Here is a 24,156-nt window from a genome sequence, read left to right as displayed (position 1 = left end):
AGAAAAGAATATTTGTTTTTGTAAGCGTTTTCTATTAGAATAACAACTAAAAGTATAACGATACTGACATGAATAAATTGACGAACACATTAAAAGATTTCACAAAACACGGCGACCCGCTCACACCGCTCGCCATTTACGACCAGAATTATCCGCATGGTGGTTTGAATGTGCCCTACCATTGGCATGACGAATGGGAATGGATTTGGGTCCAACAAGGCGATCTCAGTTTTACGATTGACGAAAAGAAGCTGATTGTTCACGAAAATGACATGGTTCTGATTAACAGCTGCGTGCTGCACGAAATCCGTTCAATCAAAAATACGCCTTCCCTGCACCATGCAATTGTTTTTTCTCCGGAAATTTTAAAGAGCAGTTACGAAGATCAGATGATGGTGGAATTGATCAAACCCTTTCTGACTGGGAAAATCGTTTTGAACACCTTGCTGCCGGCCGACCGCAATGCGAAATACCGGGCTTTGATGCAGGGTATTATCACAGCACATGCGACCGGTCAAAAAGATTGGTATTTTCAAAGCAAAATTTTGATTTTGGAACTATTGAATCTTTTCTTTTCGGATCATCTTTATCAGACCCGCCAAGAAAAAGACCACGTTGATTTAAATGAACATTTCTTCCAAGCGGTCAGTTACATTCACGAAAATTACGCCAAAAAGATTACGATCTCTGAGTTGTCGCAGATAACCGGCCTCTCTAGCGAATATTTTATTCGTAAATTCAAAAAGACTTATGACCAGACGCCGCTTACTTACATCAATAATTTCCGCCTTTATAAGGCCAGTCAAATGTTGGCTGAAACGCACAATGACATTACCGAGATCTGTTTTGCCTGCGGATTCAACAGTGTCAGCTACTTTATTAAGCTATTCAAACACGAGAAAAACATGCCACCTGGCAAATACCGCAAACAAGCCCTATCCAACAAAAAGCGTGCAACTGAAAAGTGATCTTCAAGCAATTTAAAAAAATAGTTTAAGCACGTGCATTTTCAAAAATATGTGTTAACATAATTGGTGTAAGCGCTTCCGAAGTTATTCCACTCATAAAAGTAATCACTTAAAGCTATCAGTAGGTCGCTTACATTAATCAATTCCATTTATGCTCGACCCGCAAGCAGGTACATGGTTCTCCGCCCTTATTGCTTGCGGGTTTTTATATACAAAAAATCCCCGGCGAATGTCAGGGATTTATGTTTTTACATCTTCTTTTTTAAATTGAAAAGCGTCCCAACGGCAAAACCGAGTGCCACGCCCAGGGCAATATTAGCTGCCGCAAAGGCAAGGACTGGTTTGACAGGTAATTTTGTTTTAATGGTCAATGGTCCGCCGAACATGTCATGTGCTGGTTTGTTATGGTCTTTCATTCTTGCCTCCTTGTATAAAAAAACAGCTCCCCCGACAGTCTTGAATCATTTGGCACTGCCCAAATGCTCTCACTGTAACCATTTCAATGCCGATGTCTTGAAAGCTATTGCTCAAACACCGAAACATAAATGCTGGTAGGAACTGCTCCGGGTCTCATGAGATCCAATTTGCTCATACGAGAAATCTTTCGAGTGGCTTAAACCGCTTTTATGATCTCTTAAACCCTATAAACATCATAACATAGATCTGATTGAAAAGAAAGCGCTCTCACAAAATTATCCTAAACCTTTAATGCCAAAATCCGCGATCTCATAAAAGATTGGTCAAAAAATCCAAGTTGCTCATGATTGCAGCTCCAAATACTGCAATAATCGTACCGATGATAATCAGCCTCATCTGATAGCTAGTCTTCTTTTCTTTCAATATGAAAATACCACCAAAGGTACCAACAATAAAGCCCATAGAACTGAGCGTTGAAGATACGGCCTGGCCAAGATTTGGATTGGCAATTGAAATAAATAATGCGATGTTGCCAATTCCCCAAACAAAACCAGGAATAAAGTTTTTAAAAGTACTGGCGTTAAAAATCTGCTTAGTCTCATGCGTGATCAAATAAATAAATAAGAAGGCACCGATCACCATACCAACGGACTGCGGAAAAATGATCGTAATCATATATTGGACTCCGTGATCCGCGTTAAGAATACTTTGAGAGACATGCATCCAGCTTTGCAGCAGACGCGGCGTAATAAAGTAGCCCATGAAGCCAAGTGTTGAGAAAGTCAAGGGCAGTAGACCCGCTAATGATGACTTTTCTCGATTGTCAGACCTAGTCTGCGTGCGATCACGCGTCTGAATAAGCATGGCCCCGATAACAATCAAAATGATACCGATAATCGCAACAAACCACTTGGCCATAGTTTGCCACTCTCCTAGTACAGCTGCCCCTAACAATGCATTACCAACAATTTGACTAGTCATCGATAATGGCACTGCTCTGGAAACTCCTAAAGATTTAATCGCAACGAATTGAAAACCTTGTCCAACAGTCCATAAGATACCTGATATTGAACCAATCACAACAATCGTCGAATTCATTGTATAGTTGTGCGGCAATACCCATAATAAATAAATTAGCACACCAAATATCAAGCCACCAAAAGTTAATCCTAGTGTCTGCTGAGATGAATTCCCGCCAAATTTTGTTGCAAACAATCCAAGTGATCCCCAACACAAAGCTGGAATCAGTGCAATGATAATCGCCATTTCTTTGTCCTTCCTAAACCCAGTTTTACTCAAAACAGATATTGAGATAAATAGTGTGCCGACTGAAGCATCCCGGCTTTTCGAACAGCTAGGCTCTTATCAAAGGCCGCGTCTTCCATCTCAACTGCGCCGGTACCATCATAACCAACATCTGTCAGTGCTGAAACAAACTTGCCAAAATCAACATCACCCAGCCCAGGAAGCTTCGGTACCATAAACTGCAGAGGTGTCGCTAAAATACCAACATCGGATAACTTATTCTCTAAGACTTTAATATCTTTGAAATGAATCTGAAAAAGTTTGTCTGAGAATTCATAAATCGGGGCAATGTAGTCCATTTTCTGCCAAACCATATGCGATGGATCGAAATTAATTCCTAAGTTTTTGGTTGGGAGAATTTTGAATATTTCGCGCCATGTCTGCGGTGAATAAAAGATATTTTGCCCTCCTGGCCATTCATCATTTGTAAACAGCATTGGACAATTTTCAATACCAATGCGAACATGCAAGTCCTCAGCATACTGCAGAATGTCTGGCCAGATCTTGGCAACTAATTTATAATTATCTTCTAAATTCGTATTCTGTTTTCTACCAATGAAGGTATTGACTAGGTCCAATCCGAGAATATGTGCTGATTGAATGACCTTCTTCAGATGCGTAATTACAAAACTTCGTCGATCCAAATCCTGATCCATCACATTTGGATAATAACCAAGTGCGGATAGAGAAACACCATGATCGGACAAATATTTTTTGATATAGCTTGCATAGCCATCATCGGCTATTACTTTGTCAACATTTAAATGACTGACGCCAGCATATTTTCTTGTCGCCTTTTCCTCTGGCCAGCTCGCTAATTCGATTTTCTGAAAATGATTTTTCTCAGCAAAATCAACTACCTCTTCAAAAGTTAGATCTGGAAATATTGCACTTAAAAAACCTAATTGAATCATTTTTACTCCTCTCAATATATAGATATATAGAAAATTTTCAAACCATTGATAAATTCATGTAGTAGCTAGCTACTTAGTCACCTGAACCGTTTTACCTAATTTATTAGATTCAACTGCAGCAAAGACAGCTCGCATCGCAGCTAAAACAGTGATCGCATCAATCATCGACGGGCGCTTTTCTAAAATGGCACTGACAAATTCATCAATGACGCCTGAATTGGCTTGGTGATCATTTGTCTGAATCTGATCAGTGTCGTAGAAAATCTTTTCACCATTTTTCAAAATAATTTTAATTGCATAATGTGGATCATCATAAATTTTCATGATGCCCTTGCTACCATAGAGAATCGTAGAATTATCTTCTTCGCCGTAATAGGTCCAGCTAGCAGACATAGTACCGATGGCACCGTTAGCCATTGTGTAGATACTGATCGCATTGTCATCAACCGCAATAAAATTACCGTCAGCATCTTTTTTGTCCAAAGTGGCCATCTTGGCCGATACTGAAACAACCCTGCTATCTAACAAATATTGAATCAGGTCTGTTTTGTGGACGCCTAAATCAAAAATAGCGCCAAACTTAGAACGATTTTGATCAAAAAACCAGGTACCAGGTCCAGCGTTCACACTCCATTGTTCAGGCCCACCGTGGCCAAAAGTAGTCTTAAAACTTAAAACTCTGCCGATCAATCCTTGAGACAGTAATTTTTTTGCAGTCAAGTGTGCCTGAGCCAAGCGCTGGTTGTGGCCAATCATTAAAGCGCGATGATAGTCTCGAGCAGCGTGAATCATGGCCTTGCAATCTTCGATAGTAGTCGCCATAGGCTTCTCACATAAGACATCTTTCCCAGCTTCAAGTGCCTGAATCGATACTTGAGCGTGCGCAGCATTGGCTAAGCAAACACTCACAGCATCTATTTTGCTATCAGCTAATAGTTCCTTGATACTCGCATAGACTTGTCCACCATACTCTTGAGCTGCCCTGGCAGCGCGTTGTGCCGTGTAGTCAAAATAGCCAACCAAGGTCACATTTGGATTCGCTGCATATTCTGGCAGATGCCTCATCTGAGCAATCTTTCCGCAGCCAATAACAGCAACGTTTAATTTTTTTTTAGTCATTTTTCTCCTTTCGTCTGCTCAACAGAGATAATTATATTCTAGAAGCGCTTACATTTCAATTAATATTTCATTTTATAAAATATTTCATTTTTAATTTCATTATTCAATGGAAGAAATCTGCGAAAGAACTATCGCATATAATTGAGCATATGAAGATTTTGCTCAATTTACACATAAAACAGCATTTGCAGAAATCGGGTCCAAAGCAATGAAAACAAAGATAAACGCTTACGATATTGCCAAGGCTGCCAACGTTTCAGCGGCAACTGTTTCTCGTTTTATGCATCACCCTGAAAAAATCAAAAATAGCACAGCTGAGCGCATTCAAGCAGCGATAGACAAGTTCGGCTATGCACATAAAGATACAAAACAAAATGGCCAAAAACGAATTATTTTACTAAACGTGCCTGATATTACGAACATTTTTTACGCAGAAGTGATTGAAGGTGCCAAAGAATCAGCTGAATCCAATGGCTATCATTTACTTGTTGATCAGACTGCCTTGAACGCATCCAATATTCTGCTTTTTGCGACTCTAATTACGAAGCTGCACGTCTTCGGCGTAATTATTCTCAACCAGCTGCCAACGTATATTTTGAACAAGATTGCTAAAATGACGCGTGTCGTCCAATGCTGTGAATATAATCCTAGTGCTCAACTGCCATTCGTATCTATAGACGATTACAGCGCTGCCAAAATGGCAAGTAAACAATTTTTAGTGAGTGGCAAAAAACAACTTGCCATGATCAATGGCAATCAAGACTTTAAATATGCGCATGAACGAGAACGTGGTTTCTGTTCCGCTATCACGGAGGCGGGCGCAAAAATCAATCCAGATTGGATTGTGTCCTTGCCTGTGATTAGTTATGATCTTGCCTATTCAACAGCTGTTCGTCTCCTAAATCAGAAAAACCATCCTGATGCCTTCTTTTGTGTTTCAGACACTCTTGGGGCAGGGGTTGTTAGCGCTGCTCGCAAATTGAAATTAAAAATTCCTGAAGATGTGGCAATTATCGGTTTTGACAACACCATTATTTCGAATGTGATCAGCCCTTCTCTCACAACTATTAATCAGCCAAAATGGCAAGAAGGTTATTTGGCAGTAGATCTGCTTGTCAATAATTACGATCGCGAGCAGCTGAACAATCCCGATAAACAAATTAATTTACCAGTTGAACTGATTGTCAGGGAGTCTACTTAAGTAATCAAGAAAGCGCTTTCAAATAAAATCATTTAGGCCCTTTTTCCCAGTTTACTCGTAAAGAAAGCGTTTACACTAATGAAGGGTTATGCTAACATGAAGTCGTTCGGATGAGTGCTCATTCGAATGAGTCTGTTTGCCGGCCCCGCCTTTTCGGCTAGCGAACAACTTCTTTTAAAGAAAAATGTAAGCGCTAACAATAAGGATTGGAGTTTAGAATGGCTACTAAAATTTTATTAGTTTGTGCAGCTGGTATGTCGACCAGTATGCTGGTTTCCAAAATGAAAAAAGCAGCTGAAGCCGACGGCATTGACGCGGAAATTCAAGCCACGGCAGCGTCTGACGCCGGTAACATCATTGAAGAAATGCATCCGGATGTTCTAATGCTCGGCCCACAAGTCAGGTACATGGAAGATGACTTTAAAAAGAGAATCGATATTCCGGTTGAAGTAATTAATATGCAGGATTACGGCCTAATGAAGGGCGACAATGTTTTAAAGTCTGCTCTGGCCCTGGTAGGACAAAAATGACAGAAGCAAAAACACTCGAAGAAAACGATCAAGAACTGCAGGTTGTGATGCAGTTGATTATGTTTGGCGGAAACGCAAAAAGCTCGGCTTTTGAAGCCTTAAGAGCTGCTAAGACAGGTGATTTCGACCAAGCGGAAGCCAAATTAAAAGAGGCTGACGGCTTCTTATCACAGGCTCACAACGCCCAGACTGCCATGCTGACAGATGAAGCGAATGGCAAGCACGCCCATGTGTCGCTGCTGATGGTACACGGCCAGGATCATATTATGAACGCAATTACCTTCCGTGACTTGGCCGGCGAGTTGATTGACTTGTATCGACGTTTGGATCAGCAAAAATAAGCATATCTGTACAGAAATTGGCGAAAGCCGCAATTAGGCTAAATTGGAGGTATTTTTTGGCGTTCTCAAAAAACTTTTTATGGGGCGGCGCTGTCGCCGCCCATCAACTCGAAGGCGGCTGGCAGGCTGGCGGCAAAGGTATCAGTATTGCTGATGTGATGACAGCTGGTGCCAATGGCGTTCCCCGAGAAATTACAGATGGTGTCATCCCCGGCAAGAATTATCCCAATCATGAAGCGATCGATTTTTACGACCGATATCAAGATGATGTGAAACTTTTTGCTGAATTAGGCTTGAAGTGCTTTCGGACCAGTATTGCCTGGTCTCGGATTTTCCCTCAAGGCGATGAAGAATTGCCAAACGAAGCCGGCTTGGCTTTCTATGACAAGCTTTTTGACGAGCTGCTGAAATACCATATCCAGCCCGTCATTACGTTGTCTCATTTTGAAATGCCCTACCACCTGGTCAAAGCCTATGGCGGCTGGCGCAATCGTAAACTGATCGGCTTTTTCACACATTACGCCGAAGTTGTCTTCAAGCGTTACAAAGACAAAGTTACCTATTGGATGACTTTTAACGAAATCAATAATCAGACCAGCGGCATGAACGACTGGTCGCTGTTTACGAACTCCGGCCTGCAGATTCAGCCAGGCGAAAACGCCGAACTGCTTATGTACCGTGCCAGCCATCATGAATTAGTGGCCAGCGCATTAGCCGTCCAAATCGGCCATCGAATCAACCCGAATTTTATGATCGGCAGCATGTTTTCCACCGGGCCTGTCTACCCGGCCAGCCCTGACCCTAAAGATACGATGAAGGCTCAGAAACTGATGCAGGCCAACTGCTGGTATGCTGACATCCAATGTAAAGGCAGGTATCCAGCTTGGCTGAAACATTATTTTTCCGTTAAAAATTATGATATCGGCATCACGCTGGCCGATGAAGACATATTAAAGGCCGGTACTGTCGACTACATTGGTTTTTCCTATTATGCTTCGCACGTCGTCAAAGCGGCCGCAGACGAACCAGCTGATTTTATGACGCCGGGCCAAAATATCGAGGTTAAAAATCCGGCCCTATCCCGATCCGATTGGGGATGGGAAATCGACCCAGTCGGCTTAAGGGTCACTTTGAATTGGTTCAGCCAGCGTTTTGACCTGCCGTTATTTATCGTCGAAAACGGCCTTGGTGCTTTTGACAAACTAGACGGTGACCAGATCCATGACGACTATCGGATTGATTACCTGAAAAAGCACATTGAACAGATGGCACTGGCCGTCGACGAGGACGGTGTCAATCTGCTTGGCTATACGCCTTGGGGGATCATCGATCTGGTCTCAGCGGGCACCGGCCAAATGGATAAACGCTATGGACTGATTTACGTCGATAAAAACGATGCCGGAGAAGGCAGCCTCAAGCGCCTTAAAAAGGACTCCTTCTATTGGTATCAGAATTTGATTCGGCATAATGGCAGTCAGCTCGCTTAAAATTTTTTAAAACGCATCCATGAGCGGATGCTTTTTTAAACGCCGCATATTTTGCCTGCTAGAAAGGATCTATCATGACACAACAAATCAGCAGCTTGGATACGGCCGCATTGGTTAAGAAAATGACAGCTGAAATTCAAAAAGGCCATATCGGTGACCACAGCCGTAAATTGGCGAGCGAACCGGAACTGATGGCTCGCTACGATGTGACCCGCTACACGCTTCGCCAGGCCTTGTCGCAGTTGGCCAGCATGGGCTACACTTACCAAGCCCATGGCATCGGGACTTTTGTTCGGCCGCGGCGAAACAGCCATACGATCACAATGCAGAATAAAGTTAACCTGGCTGAAGAATTATCACGCCAGACTCATCGGCTGGAGACAAAAAAAGCCCGTCAGCGAACCATTCCTCTTCAGGAAGCTGAATTTTTGCCAATCGGCTGCGAACTTCCGATCGGCACGAGATTAATTGAGGTCAAACGTTTTCGAACTCTGGACGGTGCGCCCTACGTACTGGAATGTTCTTATTATCTGGACGATGTTGTCGGTGCGATTCCAGAAGACGCTTTATATGGGTCTTTATTTGACTTTTTGCGCTCGCAGGCCACTATTAAACCGGGATTCTTAGACGAGATCATTTCAGCCGACACACTGACTGAAAAGGAAGCGGATTTCTTCCATTTGTCTCAGGGCGCACCAGCTTTGGTCGTGCGCGATGATTCCTATCTGAATTCAGGACAGCTTTTTGCCTTTTCCAAGCTGAAATATAATTGCGGGACCACACAGCTGTTTATGTTTAAAAAACTCAGTTAAATCCCTCCCTGATCGACTACCAGTAGCATGTGATACAAAGCCCCATACAGATTGGCATCGTTGTGGAATTTGGCCTCCATGATTTCAGGCATTTTTAAAGTCGCGTCCAGCACCGGAATTGCTTTTCTCAGTGTCAGATATTCCTTTTGAATCGTCTCGATCACGATATTTTGGGCAGAAATGCCGCCGCCAATCACGAAACGTTCACCATCAATCGCGGTCTGGACATTATTAATCAAGGCTGCGATTGTTCGGCAGAAATCTTGGAAAATCGCCAAGACCCTTGGGTCTGAAGCATTGATCGCTTTAAAGACAGCTAAACCGTCTTTTTTATTTGGCAAGTTTAAAAGCTCGGCAATCTTCTGAATCATGACAATTGCCGAACCAGTCTTCCCAATGGTCGTATCGGTTTGAATGTCCTGCCAGTCGGACATAAAGCTCAATTCACCGGCTTGAAAATGGCTGCCATATAAAAGTTGGCTGTTGGCAACGATACCGCCGCCGACGCCCGTGCCTAATGTAATCACAGCACCATTTTTAATGCCCTTTAAATTTCCCAGCCATAATTCTGCCAGTGCGGCTGCTTTGGCATCGTTTTCCACGGTGACAGGAATGGTCTCGCCTAGATTCAGCAATTCCGGTAAGGATTTGTGATCCATAAAAGGCAGACTGCCGCCACCATAAATAATCTCGCCATGGTCATGATCGATTGTGCCCGGCACGCTGAAACAAATACCGCGAAAACGGCCGTCGAAACGTTCGATAATCGTTTTAATTGCAGCCATGAACACATCTAAATTCTGGTCCGGCGTCGCCACTTTGTCGTGTTCGATCAGATTGCCGGAATGATCCAGCAAACCATATTTAATATCCGTCCCGCCAATATCAAAGGCTAAATAATCTTTCTGCATCTTCATTATCCTCATTGCCCATTTAAAACAGACTACCTACATAAACAATTATATATGAAAGCGTTTACATTAGAAACATGTTCGTATTATAATTAAATCAGGCGTTAATTTGCCTGTTTCACCGAACTATTGCAGCACAGTTCAAAACAACCTATTGAAAATCACAGTCAACTTTAATAACCAAAGGAGTGTTCATTTCCATGGAAGAATTCAAAAAGTTTCTCAAAATTACCGCATCATTTGCTTTGATTACCGGCGGTATCTTGGTTGCCAGCACAGTATTTGCGGCTAAGAAAATTGATGAGTCGGCAGACGATTGGACGGACAAAGCCGATTCGCTGAAAGATAAATTCACAGATAAGGTCAAAAAAATCTCTGATAAAACTACCGGCGAAATCTTCCAAGAAGGCAAAAAGACACTTGGCGATGCAGCCGGCAAAGTCAAAGATGTCTTAACTGATGCAACTGGTGTTGTCAAAGACAAGGTCGGCGAGCTTGCCAGCAAAAAAGACGACATGATGCGTAAAGTCGATGAAGTAGAAAAACAGCAGAAAAAACAGGACTAAAAAAAGGACCACAAGGGTCTTTTTTTGATTGAGTCCGTATAATTAAGGGCACAAAACTATTTCATCGTCTGCAAATGCCTGGCAATCAAGCGGTGCAGCTGATCAAAATCGGGGCGAAGATCAAAATCATGTATTTTGCTGGCCATTAAACGATCAACAATCTGCTTCAAGCGATTGGGATCCGTCTCATCCGTATAATCAATCCAATCAATATGTTCAAGCCAATCGACATAAGCATGTTTGCCCTTGCCGTAACTGTTGCCAAAAAGCAGGCACGGTGTCCCGGTCAGCACAGAAAAGACCATGGCATGCCAGCGGTCGGTAATGATCATTTCTTGATGGGCAAACAATTCCAACTGCTGGTTAAATAAGGTTTCGCGTGTCAATGGACTAATTTTGTCAACCGAATCCAAAACCGTATCTGTCCGGTTAATCGGCCGGCCGTTATTCAGGATCGTCTTCATCGAATCCATCAAGGGTTCGTCAACAACTTTTTCGCCATCATGGCGCAGCACAAAAAGTGCACCCGACCGTTTAAAATTGAATTTTCTTGGCTTAAAATACAGCACCATATCAGGCGTAAACAGGACACGATTCTCAAAAGTGGTCTGCATACGGTGATAGCTTTGTGCATCACGTGCAAGCAAAAACAAATGCGGATTTTTCTTGTAGGCCGCTTGGCTTAACCGCTGTTCTTTTTGGCCAAAAGGCGTCTCTTCGAAATGGATAGATTGCGGAAAAGAAATCGTCAAATTATTAACAAAAGTCGAGAAAACGGCACGGCGCGCAGTCTCGTGGTCCGTATAAAGGCTGCCCATGTTGCCGCCGCCAACAAAAGCGACGATATCTTGGGAAGTGATGATTTTCTCAACTGCCGCCATACCGCTTTCGTTATCATCTTCCATAATTTCAATGTATTCAAATTCAGGAAATTCAGCTTCAATATATTTACGTGCAGCTAAAGAGACAGCCTGATCACCCATGTTCGTATAACTAGGAACCCCAAACATAAAAAATTTCGGCCGGCTGTTAGTTGGCAGCACAGAAGCTGCTTTGGTCGTTTCAATAAAAAAATCAGGCATGTTTTTCTCCTTTTTGTGTGACATATTCGTTTTGCATATAGGCTGTGTGGACGCGGCGGCCGTCCAAAACAAAGATTGACAGCAGCACACTGACACCGTTTGCAGCCGTGAAGATAAAGAAGACTGCCGCAGTGCCGAGCGCTGTGATCAAGATAGGATAGATCAAAGCAATCAAAAAGTTCGTCATCCAAAGTGTCGTGGTTGATAAAGCCATAAAACGCGCTTTAACACTGGCTGGGAACATTTCCGACATAATCAGCCAGGTAACAGGGCTGACAACACCTTGGTGACTGGCCAAAAATAGTGCTAACAGGAGCAGAATCACAATGTTGCTAAGCCAGCCTGTCAATAGATGGAGCTGCAGAACCAAGCCCAGAAGCCCTAAAAAGAAGATGTTTCCGGCCAGGCCGATCAAAAGCATTCGATGATGGTCATAACGATCGATCATGCTCGTACCAATAATGCTGGCAATCACTGAGACAATCCCGATCAGAATATTGGCATACAGCGAAGCGCTTTGTCCCATGCCGCTGCGTTCCAACAGAATCGTGCCGTAATACATGACCGTGTTGACCCCCGAAATCTGCTGAATCAAAGCAACAATTGAGCCCGAAATCAGCAGATAAATCAAGCTGCGGCTTTTAAAAATACTGCGCCAGCTCAGTCCCTGAGATGCCTGCCCTTTGGCCGGCTGACTCTCTTTGATACGAACCAGGTCAGCTGCATCGAATCCGAGTTTTTTAAAGGCACGCCGCGCTTTTGCAAACTGCTTTTGCAACAATAGCCAATGCGGGCTGTTAACGATATGAAATGAATTAATCCATAGGACAATCGCAGGCACGCTGGCTAGTAAAATCATGATGCGCCAGATTGGGCCCCAACTGCCCCAGACGTTTCCCAAAAGGGCATTCATACAAAAGGCTGCTAATTGCCCCAAGACAATAAAAATGGCATTTTTGTTCACATTGAACGCCCGCACAGCCTCCGGCGAGATTTCAGCTAGATACATGGGTGACAGACTCGATGCTGCACCAACGGCTAAGCCGAGGATGAATCGAAAGACTGCCATAAAAACAAAGTTCATCGACAAAGCACAGAAGATCGTCGAGACAGTAAATAAAAAAGCGACCCATCGAAGGCTTCGGCGGCGGCCAACTTTATCGGCAACGCGTCCGCTGGCCAAAGCACCAAAGCAGGCGCCGAGAACCAAAGAACTCGACACAATTCCCTGCAGCGCCGGTGTTAGATTCAGCTGATCAGGTTTGCTCATGAAGACCAAAGCACCATTAATGACGCCAGTATCATAACCGAACAGAAAACCGCCCAGTGCAATCACATAGCTGCTGTATCGCAAAAAGCCGTTGCTAATTGAATTTTTCGACATTTTATTAAAGAAAATAACCGCCTCCTAACGGAATTTGTTCATGACGCCAAATAAAAAAGGAAAAAGATCTTAAATAACTTCAAGACTGGCAAGAAAATACCAACCCTGATTCCCGCAAACATGTTGCACAATGAAAACTCTCTTAAGAAAAGATTACCCTTTTTTTACTAATTTTTCAGCAAGACGGATGAATTTCAGTCGGAAAAAGCACAATAAAAGGGCGGAAAAGCCTTAAATGATCGGCATTTCGGCAATATAGGTTTTATCCAGCGCAGCCATCACATAAAGGGTTAATCGGCTTTTTTTGCCAGCAGTCTGTTTTTTGATTTCTGATAAATCTAGGTAAACATTCCCAGATTTAGTCGCGTGCGTATAGTAAAAATGCTGCCCCGCCAAATCCTGGTCTTCTGGATCAGCTGTCAAACTATAAGCCAAGCTGCCGGACTTAATTTTCAAAGGATCGCTGGCATCGGCAAAATCAGCAGGAAAAGCAAGTCGGTGCTGACCCAAATACAAAGCGAAAGTATTTTTTTCATCGGTCGGGCGCAAAAAAGCCTGCTGTCGTTTTGTACGGTCAGCAATCACAGCTGGCTTATTTTCATGAATGATATAGGCCATATGTGTCGACCAGGCGTTTTGAAATTGCGACAGACGATAGCGTTTGGCTGCCTGCTGATTGGAAGCGGCAAAAGGATCGTTGACTAAGACATACTCTGTGTCGTCGATCGTCTGAAAACCGCGTACCAGCAGCAAATGGCCGTGAGTCGGCCCATAGGTGTTTTCCAGATGAGGCAGTGTCTTATCATTGGGGTCATTTGTATACTGCACGCTGACCCCGACCGGATATCCAGCCGCAATTTCTTTTTTCAAGCCGTCAATTGTCGTGAATTCGGCATAAGCCTGAAAACCGTAACTGCCGGCCAAAGCCATGTTAAAAGCCCAATTGCCAAAACCTTGATAGACGTAATCGTAATCCTGATAAGCCGTCTCTTCGACTAAAAGATTGCGGCCCATCCGGTTCATCGCCATCGTGATCGTCGTCGGGCTGCAGATATTGGGCGCCAGCTTCGGATCCCGTACCAGTTGGGCATAGGCCGGCGTCGGGATGTCTTTATTCAACGGCATCCCACTATCATGATCGTGTTTTTGTTCATCTGTCAGAACAGAGAAACCAATCAGCTGCAGCGTCGGCGTCAAAGTCGTGTGATCGCTATGCAAGAAGGCCCTGATTTGGACTTGATCGGCCCGGGCATCGTGCCTGACAATCAGCGTATCTGTATCGACAAAAGCCAGAGAATCGGCATCGTTGGTCACGCTGGCAGAAGCGATCGTGGTTCCCCATTTGCCCCAAGAAAGCCAAGCCGACCACTGATCGCCGACTTTCACGCGTGCCTGCAATTCCAAATAAGTGCTCTGGGGTGTTTGACCATTCCAAGACATTAACAGCTGTGAAAAAGCCGGTGTTTTAAAGGTATCGGACTGAAAAACGCCTTGCGTCTCGTAGTTATCGTCTGTCTTTGCCAGTGCCAATTCCGCCTGGCCCTGATGCCGGTGCAGCGTGAGATCCGTCAAACTGCCGGCAGCGAACTGTCCCTCTTGATTAATTAAAAAAGTATTATCGGCTACTCGGATGAAATTCATGATCAGAAAGGCCCTTTCATGATGATTTTGCTGTTATCGTACCTTAAAAAAGCCGACAAATCAAAAAAATTCGTGAGTTTTCTGAAGGCGGTTTTTCTGTTTGATGCCGGAAGTTGCCGGTGATATTACTGTGATACAATAGCAATAATTATTTGGAGGCTATAGATGCGGAACTAAGCACTTGTTTCAAATTTTCAAAACGTGATGTTTTGTTAATTCAAAGCAATGGCTGCATGCGCATAAAAATAGTTTTTAAAGAGACGCGCATCAGCCCTAATTTCGAAAGAAAAGAGGGCTTTTTATTATGACAAATTTAACTTTTTAATTCACGAAATGTTAAAAAGGAGAATTTATGCAACTATTAACGATCACAAAGCTGCGAAAAGAAATCGCCGGCCAAGTGCTTTTTTCGATTGACCATTTGGCCATGTCCAAAGGCGATCGTATCGGTATCGTGGGCAATAATGGCAGCGGTAAAACAACACTATTGAAGGCAATTTTCAATAAAGACACAGCGATTCATTACCACGTGTCTGCGGCGATGCTGCCACAAATCCAAGACCTCAATCAGCAGAGCGGCGGCGAAAAACAGAAACAAGTACTGCTGCAGCTATTGAAAATGCCGGTTGAAATCCTGTTATTGGATGAACCCAGCAGCAACCTTGATGCAGACAATCAGCAATGGCTGATAAGCAGTTTGAAAAAATTCTCAGGCAGTCTGATGATTGTGTCTCATGACCGAGCTTTATTGGATAGCCTGGCAAACAAGATTTGGGCTTTTTCCGGCGGGCAGGTCACAGAATATAGCGGCAATTACACGGAATACCAAGCACAATTAAAGGCCGCCCAAGCACGCCAATCAGTCGCTTATGCGCTTAATGAGAAGAAGAAATCCCGCCTAGAGGCTCAGGTTATTAAGCGCACTCAAGCTGCTTACCGCGTGAAAAAAGGCAATCGCGGCAAGTTGTCGCAATCTGACAAGAAAGCGGTCAGCAGAAGCAGTCACGATCATTTGGAAAAGAAGCTCCAGAGCGGCGCTAAAGCTATAGAAAAACGGATTGCGCGCATGCCAAAATTGAAAAAACCAGCACATGAATCCCGACTGCAATTTGTTGATTTATCAAGTAAGGAAAAACATGGGCAAACTTTACTCCGTCTTTCGAATTTCACACTAATGCGAAATCACCAGCAGCTGATTGCCGGCATCGATTTAAAACTGATTTTCGGCGAGCACCTCGTTCTAAGAGGACCAAACGGCAGTGGTAAAACAAGCTTATTAACAGCAATTGCTGGCAGCAAAGACCCAAAAATCTGGCGGAATTCTTCGGCTAGAATTGGCTATTTCAAGCAGACACTGCCTCTAGCATCTCCTGATGAGACACTTTTTGCTCTTTTACGCCGGCAATCCAAGCAGACGAATCAAGTGATTCTTCACTTATTAGGCAGCCTCGGTTTTAATCAAACTCTATTTAACCGGCCGATGAAACTGCTTAGCGGCGGCGAACGCGTAAAAGCAAATTTAGCGGCCGTGCTGCTGGGCCGATTCAATCTATTGCTGCTGGATGAAGCGACCAATTTTTTAGATATCAGGGCCATGGATGCCCTGCGGGATTTCATTAATAGTCATCCTGGCGGTGTAATTCTTGTTTCCCATGACCAAAATTTTGCTGACCAAATTAAAGCAGGCCAATTAGAAATTCATCAAAAAGAGCTGATTAATCCAACTGTGCAGCCGAAATCGTCAAAAAGCAACCAGCTGCTGCTTTTAGAGCAGAAAAAAATCGAGCTCATGTCAGACCCCGAGCCCGATTTTATTGCCATTCGGAAAATAACAAGTTTGATTGCTGATTTAAGCCAGCAATCAAACTCATGCAACAAAATTTAATGATCCAAGTAAACAGCCAACTGGCCATCATGATTGATAAACAGCCACTTTTGCCTGCCATCCGGGTAAAAACGCATCTGGTGGTCGCCCAAATGGCGCATCCCCACCTGGCAGCCATCCCCATCAGTCCCTTCAGTCAGCTTCAGGTAATAGAGACCGCCAGGCAGATCAGCAAACAGCATCCGCCCACGCAGGTCTGAACGCGCCATGATTGGTCGCCCGCGGCGTTTTAAAGGTTTCTTACGGTTGACGGCCATTAAATAACCAGTGACACCGGCCATTTCTTGGCGGCGGCGGTCGTAAATCCGCAGTGCCAAATCAACATGATTTTTCGCTATCAATGAAGCATGAATACTGCGGTATAACCACCGTAATTGACCAGCGGCCAATAATAGAACTGCCGCTAAAATCGAGATTTGAATCCAGTTGTTGGCAGTCGCCGCCTGCCTGGCCTGCTGCCCCATGGCAGGATGATAAGCCACGCGATGGCCTGTGACCAAAAGCCGGTGGGAATTGATCATATAAGGCGTACAAGTCAGCAAAGTCACCAGATCACGGCCGGGCTCGATCCGCAAAGCACGATAATTATTCGGTTTAACGACACGAATCCGATCCACCCGATAAGCTAACTTCTTTTTCAGCACGGTCAGGATAAATAAATCGCCTTTTTTCAGCTGATTTAAATTCGTAAACAAAGTCCGTTGCGCCAAGCCGCGATGGCCCGTGATCACAGAGTGTGTGTTCGGTCCGCCCAGTGGAAAGGAAGTTCCCTGCAAAACACCCGCGCCGTAGTTTAAGATTTCTGAATTAGTCTCATCAAATAGAGGAATCCGCAGGCGTATCTTGGCAATTTCAACACTGCCGATCAAATGTTTTTTCAAATCAACACGGTGCGCGGTATCAGCCCCGGAAAAGGGGTCGACGCCTGGATGCAGGCCGAATTGCGTAATCTGCGCATTCTTTTTAGCCATGGCCGCTTCTTTTTTACTAATATCAGCAGCCGTCTCTTTTTCCAGCAACCTGATGCGCTGCTGGTCAATAAAATTATTCACAGCACCAACGTAAAAGGGATAAAGGGCAATCAAGGAACCAGCCATAAAGAGCAGGATCAGCCACAACTTGTTTTTGTGTTTTTTACGCGAAGAACGGTCTTTTTTCATGGCTGCTCCTTTGCTTTATCGCGATAAAAGCGGCGAATCTGCCAGTAGACAAAGTAGATAAATAATAATAAGGCTGCCGCAATCAGTGAGAGATAAAAGGTCAGATAGGTCGTCTGAGTGCTGACTGTTTTTTTCTGTGCCCGGTCAAATTGACGCTTATCCAATCCAACATGCCGGCCCGTCACTAACAGACGATGGGTATTAATCATATAGGGTGTGCAGGTGACAAGCGTGACAAGGTCCTGATCCTGTTTGATCTGAACATCTTTTAAATCGTCGGGCCGCACGACTTTGATGTCAAACACCTGATAAGCCAATCTTTTCCCAAGAATCTTCAGGAAAAATTTATCCCCTTTTTTCAGGCGGTCGATATGCGTAAACAACTGCTGGTCAGGCAGGCCATTGTGTCCGAGCAAGACAGCATGGGTACTTGATCCACCCGTCGGATAGGAACTGCCATCAAGTAACGTAATCCCTTTTTCCAGCAGGGTGTCGTTTGTCTTATCAAAAATCGGCAGGCTGAGCGATATTTTTGGAATAAAGATACTACCCAGTGAATGCTGATAATAATATTGGCGGCTTTTATTGGGCACGCGCTTGACAGCCCGACCAAGAATATCTTTAATCGGCGAAATCCCGATCTGTTGATTTTCAAGACTCTTCTGGCGGTTTTCTTTTTGCAGGCGTGTGATTTTAGCGGCCTGGCGATCGGCGTTACGTGAATTTTCCTGAGCAACCTTTTTGATCTGCCCTTGGTAGGCGAAATTAATCACACTGTCGGCGGCAAAAGGATAGAAGAAGACGAGAAATCCGATCAAAAACATCAAAGCAATGAACAGTTTTAACAAGACGTTGAAAGTTTCCGGACGATGTTTTTTCATCATTCCTGCTCCGCTTTCCAGCTAAGAAAAACTCCGGACCTAGAGAAACGGCATCCGAAGTTTTAAACAACTTTTGAAATTAGATTTCTGTTTGGTCTTGACGCTTCTTGTTCCAGAGATAGGCACTTGCCATCAAAATCGAACCGATGACCAGGAAGATCACAATTCCCGAACCGCCGGTAGCAGGCAGTATACCCTTTTGAATATTGACAATCGTGATTGTGTTTCTGTCACCATAGCTGCCCTGAGTCACAGTGAACTTAACAGGAGCGGTCAAAAGCGCATAACCTGTAGGTGCTTTTGTTTCCAACAGCGCATAGCTTTCGCCGGCTGCCAGCTTAGCAGAGTAGGCAAGGCCCTTCAGGCTCAGCATGCCTGCGGCATCAGAGGTATAAACAGTTGCGCCTGCTGCTGCGGCATTCCAAGTGTAGCTGCCGTCAGCAGCTTGTGTTGCGTAGGCAACGATGTCGCCACTGGCATTAACTCTCACAAGCTTGAATTCAGCACCAGCTAATTTAGCGGCACTTTGCTTGTCTTCCTTGATGAACTTAGCACCGCCAGTATAGATAACCGGTCCCGGTGTATCAGTTGTTGTCAAGTCTGTCCCATTTCCGATAGCCAGAGAAGCAGTGTTGTTCAATCCGGTATCGGGTGTTGCGGCGTTAGTCAGAACTGCCTGATAAGTAATCATTAATTTCTTACCAGCCTGCGCACGAACAGCTGCACTGCTTGTATCAAAGGTAATCTTGTAGCCCAAGCCTTTGCCGGCTGGCTGATTAGCAACAACTGTATAATCAGTGCCCTTGACCAAGCCTGCAACAGCAACTGAGGCTGTATTAATATCGATACCAAGATCAGGTGTATCAACAACAGTAAAGGTATCTTTGTCCTTGATGTTCCAGGGAACAGCGACCTGGATTGTATAACCGAAGGTCTGGCCGTAAGCAGCGTTGAAAATCTTGCTGCCATCAGGCAGAGTCACAGTCAAATCCAGTTTGCTTTGATCAGTCAAATCCTTAACGATCGGATCTGCCTTTTCATTTTTTGGATAAACATGAATATTGGTATTAATCTGTGTGTCAGAACCGTTAGCGTAGATTGGCATAGCCAATACGATTGGTGCGGCTTTGGCAGTCACGTTCGTTGGTGAATCAGTTTCAAGGAAAAGATAAACTTTATCCTTATTGCCATCTTTTAAAGCGAGATTCATAAACGTGTAGGTGCCGTCAGGTGCTGTGGTAACACCGCTGGAGAGCATTGTTGCATATGCCGGCGCACCATCCGTCGAAGCTTCCTGAATTTTAGCGATGGCCTGCTGGGCTGTATCGCCAGACCCACGGAATGTCAGATATTGATCGGTAACATCGTAGGCTGTAAAAGTAACGCCTGCGAGCGGCATGCCGCCAAAATCCGTTGTAACTTCACCGGTATTTTGTTTATCAGCCGGTAATTGTCCTTCATCGAAAACCCGCTTGTGCAGTGTCACATTAACTGTACTTGTGTCGGCTGCAAAAGCCTGGGTTGAAGCAACGAAAGATGAAAGTGTCAGCGGAAGCAGCAGAATTAAGCCGGCTATAAATGTCCATAGCTTATTTTTCATTTTTCAATGTTCCTTTTCTTTTTTTGAAGCCATATGAAACTGGTTGCTAATATTGCCAGCAGTCCGGCTAGAGAAATAAGACCGATTGATTCGCCCGTCTGGGGCAGGAATGGAAAGACCTGGCCGTTGCTGCTTTTAACTGCTTTTTCGTAGTTATAGACTCTTGGTGATGCGTTTTTAAAGACATCGGCGGGAATCTGCCCGGCTACTGTTTTTGCAAGTGCCTGGCCGTTGACCGTGATTGCCGGTATATTGGCCAATGCTGAAGCAGCGGGGATTTCGACTTTGATCTGCGTGGCCGCAGCCGAAATTTCATATCCTGTCAGTGTCTGCAATTCTTCAAAATAATAGCTGCCGGCCGCCAATGTGCTGTTATCCAAAGCTACCAGGCCATTAGACCCGGAAACGATTTTTCTAACAGCAGAATCAGTCAAAGGATGATCGCTTGCCTGCCAGCCGTTTACATTGGTCAGATAGCTTTTCTTGCCAGCGATCAGCTGATAGAAAGCGAATTTAGCGCCTGCAAGAGGCATCTGCGTATTCGTCCGTGTCCGCCCGTATTTGAAAAAATACGGAATCCGGTTGACGATGGCCGACTTCGTGTAAAGATGAATCACAGACAGTGGAACATTGCTGTTCATTGCGTAAATTGGCAGACTGAAGGCAATCGGATCCGACCGCTGTTCAAACATCAGCTGGTTAACCGACTGTTCGTTGTTTTGCAATTGCACAATCAGGTAAGCCTGCTGAAGGCCGCTTGTCAGGTTAAATGAGGCAATGCCCTGGGCATCAGTGGTTTTTTCAGCCACTTTGGTCAAGCTATGATCAGCAATATAGCTGTTGATGGCCGCTTGATCCATCGTCTTAAATTGGCTTAGGAAAACAGCCGAATCGCCCGAGTAGCTTTTCAATTGGCTACTGATGTCGTAAACGGCAAAAGCTGTATTTGCACCAGCAATCAGCCCATCCGAGCCGGCCCGTTCTAACCCGTCGTTTGCCGTTTGCGCCGGTAGATTATCCCAGCTCAAACGATGATGAAGCATGACAGTCACCTGCCCGCTTTCATCAGCTCGCGCAATCGAGGTCTTGACACCATTGACAGCAAACAAGACACCCATCAGAAGAGACGCAATAAGCAGTGATAATATCTTTTTAATCATGACTTATGCCTCCTCTTAATCCGAAATAGATACAGGCCGCTGGCTGCCAAAGCAGTCAGAATAAAGGAAAGCGAGATAACGGCATATTTTTCCGTTCCAGGTCCGCCCGTTGCCGGGAAGACGTTTTTCACAGTATTTTTAACTGTCAAAGCGATTTTATTATTGCCGTTAGCTTCCAATGAAGAAGTCCAGCCATCACTATTCGTCACTGTGACAGTGCCGTCAGCAGCAATTGTTACTTCAATCGTCTTATTGAAAGGCATATAACCGTTAGGGGCTTGCGTCTCTGTCAGCGTATATTTGCCGACCGGAAGGCCATTGAAGGTAAACGTTGCTGTCGCACCGCTCTCTTGAGCGTTAATAACATTGCCATTCGCGTCTTTTAACGTGAATTGTGCGCCAGTAAGCGACTTGCCAGTCGTCTGGTCAATCTTATTAACCACCAGATCAAAGGCTTTAAGCGCGTCATACTTTGCCAGCACAATCACAGGTGCGCCGAGAGCAGTCTTCTTAAGGTAGAAGTTGTCGACACCCAGCAGCGCTGCAGACGTGATTTCTTGATTACTTGCATTAAAGAATTTTCCTTGATCATCAACACGGAAATTAAAGGCCGTTGTCTCTAAAGCGTAGCCGTCCGGGGCTTTGCTTTCCCGGATTTGATAATAGCCCGGCGTAATTTTCGTATTTGCTGATTGGTTGCCGTTAATCGTAATCGGGCTGAAGGATGGATCGACAGTCGTCCAATTACCGATGTATTTCGTAATCACGAATTGCGATCCTGCCAAAGGAGCTTGATTGTTGCGGCTGTATTTCTCCGCATTGACGCCGAGTTCGCTGTTCGTGATTGTAAAGACACCGTTATTATTAGCAATATTGGAAACAAATCCTGTCACTGCATCTTCGGACACGACCGTATAAACGAAATTCGCACCTAAATTATTGAACTTAGGCAGATAAACCGTATTCGCGCCGCTTTGCAGCTGTGTGAAGCTTTTTGTCCAATTGTCGGACTGAGCCAAGGACCCTTTAGCTTGCTGCCAAGCTGTCGGTGACGTGGTCGAAGCACGATTGACAGTGAAGGCAACCGCTGATGGTAATGGGCTGGCAGATGTCAGCAGATTCCAAAGCTTGTTGACCTGTATCGAGACGCCCGGTGCTTTTGCCGAAGGTATCGCAAAGTCAACTTGGTTGGTCGGGTTGGCACTGTTAGGGGTTAACAGAGTCCGCCCGTTGGTCTGATACCAATGATCAGGCTGGAAAGCCGCATCTTCAGTATTAATGCGAATCTGATAATGAATCTGAACTTCCTGATTCAAGCCGATATTTAGATTTGTCGCCTGCAGATTGCTGCCTGAAATCACAGCCGTCGGCAAACTCGTAATCACATTGCTGCCGACACTGGTCACTGATAAACCAGTCGGATTGGCATACAAGAACTGGCTGCCAAGCGGGTCGTTAATAGAACCATTACTGATTGTGCTGAAATAGCTCAGTGCTAGTTGCGACTGTTCGTATAAATATTGCTGAATAGCGGCCGGCGTATTGGCAGCTTGATAATATGGCAAACCTGTTGAATCAGTACTTGCTAAGAGCTTCATTCGTTGTTCAACTTCAGCCTGTGTTAAGTAAGTACCATCGTTAGCTAATTGGATACCTAAAGCATGAATTTCAGCACCAGCCGCCTTTTGAATTCTAGCCTCACCAAGCGTGGCCGCCCAAGTATCAGCAATCGTAATACCACTCGCTGAATAACTACTGTTGAGTCGGGAAGTATTTCCTGGTTGATCCAGTGTCGTCGAAAAGCTTGTACCGTATGCCAGGCCACCGATAATGCTTGCATTCGTGACTTTGTATGAGAAAGTCGGAACGCCATCTGTCATCAGGATCATCATTTTCTTATGATTGGCCGGTAAAGATGCCAGCATAGTACTACCATCACGAATACCCGACTGAGTGAAGGTACCGCCAACAAACGTTGGTGACAAAGCGGTATTGATTGCCGCCGCTTGAGCACTTGTGACTGGCGCAGGATTCACATGTGCACTGGCATAATTATTACCAGGACTAGAATATCCGACTAAACCAACATTGATTTTATCAGCATAACCGGAATTCAATAATGTTGCTAAGAAATCTTTGACACCTTGCCTAGCAGCCGCCGCTTTGGCTGATTCCATACTGCCTGACATATCAACAACCAAAACAATATCCAGTGGATCAACCTGCTGCTGCTCATTACCTTTGACATTCAGATAAACATCATACAGACCAGGTACAGCAGTTTGTTTCGCATACTTCCGGATCGCAAAATCTGGATTATTTGTATTGCTGCCGTACTTGATATAGGAATTAGTCTTATTGGCAGGATCGCCATTCCAAGATGTCACCCCGTCCCAAGCACTAGCTGTACCGCCTTGATGATTAACAACATCCGTCTGTCCAGGGATGCTCCAGCTATTTGCCGGAGCCGGCCGCGTGCCGCTGCTATCGGTCTGATAATTCGGTGCGATATTAGAATAAACAGTCCCGGCAGCCTGTGCAGACCTATTTGCATGCAGTAGACCAGTCATTGGCAGGAAAATAGAAAAAAGCAAAACCAGCAGTGAAAAAATGGTTAAATTTCTTGTTCTTTTCAAGTCATCATTGTTCCTTTCTTCATAACACACGACCAAGAGAACTTATACGCAATTTCCACCATGGCCCAAAATGATCGTGGTTTATGATTGTTTTCCTCTTAAGATGTATACGAAGAAGGACAAAGTGATTTCCCAAAAACCTAGACTGAGAATACC

At 44.6% G+C, this 24,156-nt stretch carries 21 protein-coding genes; 8 read left to right on the top strand and 13 right to left on the bottom strand.

From position 1 onward, the window contains the following. Window positions 1–68 precede the first annotated feature (68 nt). A complete protein-coding gene (locus NRF22_RS05740) occupies window positions 69–968 on the top strand; it encodes an AraC family transcriptional regulator (protein WP_263779633.1) in 900 nt (299 codons plus the stop codon). Window positions 969–1,216: 248 nt separating this feature from the next. On the opposite strand, the gene NRF22_RS05735 is transcribed toward NRF22_RS05740, so the two are convergent. The 4 genes from NRF22_RS05735 to NRF22_RS05720 form a co-directional block, all read right to left on the bottom strand. Continuing rightward, the gene (locus NRF22_RS05735; RefSeq protein WP_263779632.1) at window positions 1,217–1,384 is read right to left on the bottom strand and encodes a hypothetical protein; all 168 of its coding nucleotides are present in this window, start codon (window positions 1,382–1,384) and stop codon (window positions 1,217–1,219) included. 310 nt (window positions 1,385–1,694) lie between these two features. Beyond that, window positions 1,695–2,651: a GRP family sugar transporter gene (locus tag NRF22_RS05730; RefSeq protein ID WP_263779631.1), complete on the bottom strand. Its 957-nt coding sequence runs from the start codon at window positions 2,649–2,651 to the stop codon at window positions 1,695–1,697. A 29-nt stretch (window positions 2,652–2,680) separates the two neighbouring features. Then, window positions 2,681–3,604 carry a sugar phosphate isomerase/epimerase family protein gene (locus tag NRF22_RS05725; protein WP_263779630.1) on the bottom strand — a complete coding sequence of 308 codons (924 nt, stop codon included), beginning with the start codon at window positions 3,602–3,604 and terminating at the stop codon, window positions 2,681–2,683. Between the two features lie 69 nt (window positions 3,605–3,673). Next, the gene (locus NRF22_RS05720) at window positions 3,674–4,723 is read right to left on the bottom strand and encodes a Gfo/Idh/MocA family protein (RefSeq protein WP_263779629.1); all 1,050 of its coding nucleotides are present in this window, start codon (window positions 4,721–4,723) and stop codon (window positions 3,674–3,676) included. A gap of 208 nt (window positions 4,724–4,931) precedes the next feature. On the opposite strand from NRF22_RS05720, the gene NRF22_RS05715 reads away from it, so the two are divergent. From NRF22_RS05715 to NRF22_RS05695, 5 genes are all read left to right on the top strand, one after another. Then, the gene (locus NRF22_RS05715; RefSeq protein WP_263779628.1) at window positions 4,932–5,924 is read left to right on the top strand and encodes a LacI family DNA-binding transcriptional regulator; all 993 of its coding nucleotides are present in this window, start codon (window positions 4,932–4,934) and stop codon (window positions 5,922–5,924) included. A 218-nt stretch (window positions 5,925–6,142) separates the two neighbouring features. Continuing rightward, window positions 6,143–6,454, top strand: a complete 312-nt coding sequence (locus NRF22_RS05710) for a PTS sugar transporter subunit IIB (RefSeq protein WP_263779627.1) — start codon at window positions 6,143–6,145, stop codon at window positions 6,452–6,454. Then, window positions 6,451–6,795, top strand: a complete 345-nt coding sequence (locus tag NRF22_RS05705) for a PTS lactose/cellobiose transporter subunit IIA (RefSeq protein WP_263779626.1) — start codon at window positions 6,451–6,453, stop codon at window positions 6,793–6,795. The genes NRF22_RS05710 and NRF22_RS05705 overlap by 4 nt, the downstream gene beginning before the upstream one ends. 56 nt (window positions 6,796–6,851) lie before the next feature. After that, window positions 6,852–8,282 carry a 6-phospho-beta-glucosidase gene (locus tag NRF22_RS05700; protein WP_263779625.1) on the top strand — a complete coding sequence of 477 codons (1,431 nt, stop codon included), beginning with the start codon at window positions 6,852–6,854 and terminating at the stop codon, window positions 8,280–8,282. A gap of 74 nt (window positions 8,283–8,356) precedes the next feature. After that, window positions 8,357–9,094: a GntR family transcriptional regulator gene (locus NRF22_RS05695; RefSeq protein WP_263779624.1), complete on the top strand. Its 738-nt coding sequence runs from the start codon at window positions 8,357–8,359 to the stop codon at window positions 9,092–9,094. On the opposite strand, the gene NRF22_RS05690 is transcribed toward NRF22_RS05695, so the two are convergent. Then, window positions 9,091–10,005 carry an ROK family protein gene (locus tag NRF22_RS05690; protein WP_263779725.1) on the bottom strand — a complete coding sequence of 305 codons (915 nt, stop codon included), beginning with the start codon at window positions 10,003–10,005 and terminating at the stop codon, window positions 9,091–9,093. The two genes, NRF22_RS05695 and NRF22_RS05690, sit on opposite strands and share 4 nt — an antisense overlap. Before the next feature lie 200 nt (window positions 10,006–10,205). Here NRF22_RS05690 and NRF22_RS05685 point away from each other — a divergent pair, with 200 nt between their 5' ends. Further along, entirely contained in the window at window positions 10,206–10,571 is a 366-nt protein-coding gene (locus NRF22_RS05685) for a hypothetical protein (RefSeq protein ID WP_263779623.1), read from the top strand. A 56-nt stretch (window positions 10,572–10,627) separates the two neighbouring features. On the opposite strand, the gene NRF22_RS05680 is transcribed toward NRF22_RS05685, so the two are convergent. The 3 genes from NRF22_RS05680 to NRF22_RS05670 form a co-directional block, all read right to left on the bottom strand. Beyond that, window positions 10,628–11,653 carry a polysaccharide pyruvyl transferase family protein gene (locus NRF22_RS05680; RefSeq protein WP_263779622.1) on the bottom strand — a complete coding sequence of 342 codons (1,026 nt, stop codon included), beginning with the start codon at window positions 11,651–11,653 and terminating at the stop codon, window positions 10,628–10,630. Continuing rightward, window positions 11,646–13,037: a sugar porter family MFS transporter gene (locus NRF22_RS05675; protein WP_263779621.1), complete on the bottom strand. Its 1,392-nt coding sequence runs from the start codon at window positions 13,035–13,037 to the stop codon at window positions 11,646–11,648. Before NRF22_RS05675 ends, NRF22_RS05680 begins: the two co-directional genes overlap by 8 nt. Window positions 13,038–13,268: 231 nt before the next feature. Further along, the gene (locus NRF22_RS05670) at window positions 13,269–14,678 is read right to left on the bottom strand and encodes a C39 family peptidase (protein WP_263779620.1); all 1,410 of its coding nucleotides are present in this window, start codon (window positions 14,676–14,678) and stop codon (window positions 13,269–13,271) included. Between the two features lie 352 nt (window positions 14,679–15,030). On the opposite strand from NRF22_RS05670, the gene NRF22_RS05665 reads away from it, so the two are divergent. Next, window positions 15,031–16,563 carry an ATP-binding cassette domain-containing protein gene (locus NRF22_RS05665; RefSeq protein WP_263779619.1) on the top strand — a complete coding sequence of 511 codons (1,533 nt, stop codon included), beginning with the start codon at window positions 15,031–15,033 and terminating at the stop codon, window positions 16,561–16,563. On the opposite strand, the gene NRF22_RS05660 is transcribed toward NRF22_RS05665, so the two are convergent. The 5 genes from NRF22_RS05660 to NRF22_RS05640 form a co-directional block, all read right to left on the bottom strand. After that, entirely contained in the window at window positions 16,560–17,723 is a 1,164-nt protein-coding gene (locus NRF22_RS05660) for a class C sortase (RefSeq protein ID WP_263779618.1), read from the bottom strand. The genes NRF22_RS05665 and NRF22_RS05660 overlap by 4 nt on opposite strands. Beyond that, complete coding sequence (locus NRF22_RS05655; protein WP_263779617.1) at window positions 17,720–18,604, bottom strand: class C sortase; 885 nt, start codon at window positions 18,602–18,604, stop codon at window positions 17,720–17,722. The genes NRF22_RS05660 and NRF22_RS05655 overlap by 4 nt, the downstream gene beginning before the upstream one ends. Before the next feature lie 79 nt (window positions 18,605–18,683). Then, window positions 18,684–20,204 (bottom strand): SpaH/EbpB family LPXTG-anchored major pilin, encoded by a 1,521-nt coding sequence (locus NRF22_RS05650; protein ID WP_263779616.1) that lies wholly within the window; start codon window positions 20,202–20,204, stop codon window positions 18,684–18,686. Beyond that, window positions 20,201–21,364: a pilin N-terminal domain-containing protein gene (locus NRF22_RS05645; protein WP_263779615.1), complete on the bottom strand. Its 1,164-nt coding sequence runs from the start codon at window positions 21,362–21,364 to the stop codon at window positions 20,201–20,203. The genes NRF22_RS05650 and NRF22_RS05645 overlap by 4 nt, the downstream gene beginning before the upstream one ends. Further along, entirely contained in the window at window positions 21,361–24,000 is a 2,640-nt protein-coding gene (locus NRF22_RS05640) for a SpaA isopeptide-forming pilin-related protein (RefSeq protein WP_263779614.1), read from the bottom strand. The genes NRF22_RS05645 and NRF22_RS05640 overlap by 4 nt, the downstream gene beginning before the upstream one ends. Window positions 24,001–24,156: the final 156 nt, after the last annotated feature.

It is taken from the genome of Oenococcus kitaharae (genome assembly GCF_025758695.1).
Classification (GTDB): Bacteria; Bacillota; Bacilli; order Lactobacillales; family Lactobacillaceae; genus Oenococcus; species Oenococcus kitaharae_A.
Note: the sequence above shows the minus strand (reverse complement) of the source record. Positions and strands in the feature narration are given on the sequence as shown.

What these genes read in the sequence shown, in the direction of transcription:
- NRF22_RS05720 (WP_263779629.1), bottom strand. Translation starts at nt 4,723, where the DNA reads ATGACTAAAAAAAAATTAAACGTTGCTGTTATTGGCTGCGGAAAGATT.
- NRF22_RS05695 (WP_263779624.1), top strand. Translation starts at nt 8,357, where the DNA reads ATGACACAACAAATCAGCAGCTTGGATACGGCCGCATTGGTTAAGAAA.
- NRF22_RS05670 (WP_263779620.1), bottom strand. Translation starts at nt 14,678, where the DNA reads ATGAATTTCATCCGAGTAGCCGATAATACTTTTTTAATTAATCAAGAG.
- NRF22_RS05730 (WP_263779631.1), bottom strand. Translation starts at nt 2,651, where the DNA reads ATGGCGATTATCATTGCACTGATTCCAGCTTTGTGTTGGGGATCACTT.
- NRF22_RS05715 (WP_263779628.1), top strand. Translation starts at nt 4,932, where the DNA reads ATGAAAACAAAGATAAACGCTTACGATATTGCCAAGGCTGCCAACGTT.
- NRF22_RS05725 (WP_263779630.1), bottom strand. Translation starts at nt 3,604, where the DNA reads ATGATTCAATTAGGTTTTTTAAGTGCAATATTTCCAGATCTAACTTTT.
- NRF22_RS05645 (WP_263779615.1), bottom strand. Translation starts at nt 21,364, where the DNA reads ATGATTAAAAAGATATTATCACTGCTTATTGCGTCTCTTCTGATGGGT.
- NRF22_RS05650 (WP_263779616.1), bottom strand. Translation starts at nt 20,204, where the DNA reads ATGAAAAATAAGCTATGGACATTTATAGCCGGCTTAATTCTGCTGCTT.
- NRF22_RS05680 (WP_263779622.1), bottom strand. Translation starts at nt 11,653, where the DNA reads ATGCCTGATTTTTTTATTGAAACGACCAAAGCAGCTTCTGTGCTGCCA.
- NRF22_RS05685 (WP_263779623.1), top strand. Translation starts at nt 10,206, where the DNA reads ATGGAAGAATTCAAAAAGTTTCTCAAAATTACCGCATCATTTGCTTTG.
- NRF22_RS05690 (WP_263779725.1), bottom strand. Translation starts at nt 10,005, where the DNA reads ATGCAGAAAGATTATTTAGCCTTTGATATTGGCGGGACGGATATTAAA.
- NRF22_RS05660 (WP_263779618.1), bottom strand. Translation starts at nt 17,723, where the DNA reads ATGAAAAAAGACCGTTCTTCGCGTAAAAAACACAAAAACAAGTTGTGG.
- NRF22_RS05710 (WP_263779627.1), top strand. Translation starts at nt 6,143, where the DNA reads ATGGCTACTAAAATTTTATTAGTTTGTGCAGCTGGTATGTCGACCAGT.
- NRF22_RS05740 (WP_263779633.1), top strand. Translation starts at nt 69, where the DNA reads ATGAATAAATTGACGAACACATTAAAAGATTTCACAAAACACGGCGAC.
- NRF22_RS05665 (WP_263779619.1), top strand. Translation starts at nt 15,031, where the DNA reads ATGCAACTATTAACGATCACAAAGCTGCGAAAAGAAATCGCCGGCCAA.
- NRF22_RS05735 (WP_263779632.1), bottom strand. Translation starts at nt 1,384, where the DNA reads ATGAAAGACCATAACAAACCAGCACATGACATGTTCGGCGGACCATTG.
- NRF22_RS05705 (WP_263779626.1), top strand. Translation starts at nt 6,451, where the DNA reads ATGACAGAAGCAAAAACACTCGAAGAAAACGATCAAGAACTGCAGGTT.
- NRF22_RS05655 (WP_263779617.1), bottom strand. Translation starts at nt 18,604, where the DNA reads ATGAAAAAACATCGTCCGGAAACTTTCAACGTCTTGTTAAAACTGTTC.
- NRF22_RS05675 (WP_263779621.1), bottom strand. Translation starts at nt 13,037, where the DNA reads ATGTCGAAAAATTCAATTAGCAACGGCTTTTTGCGATACAGCAGCTAT.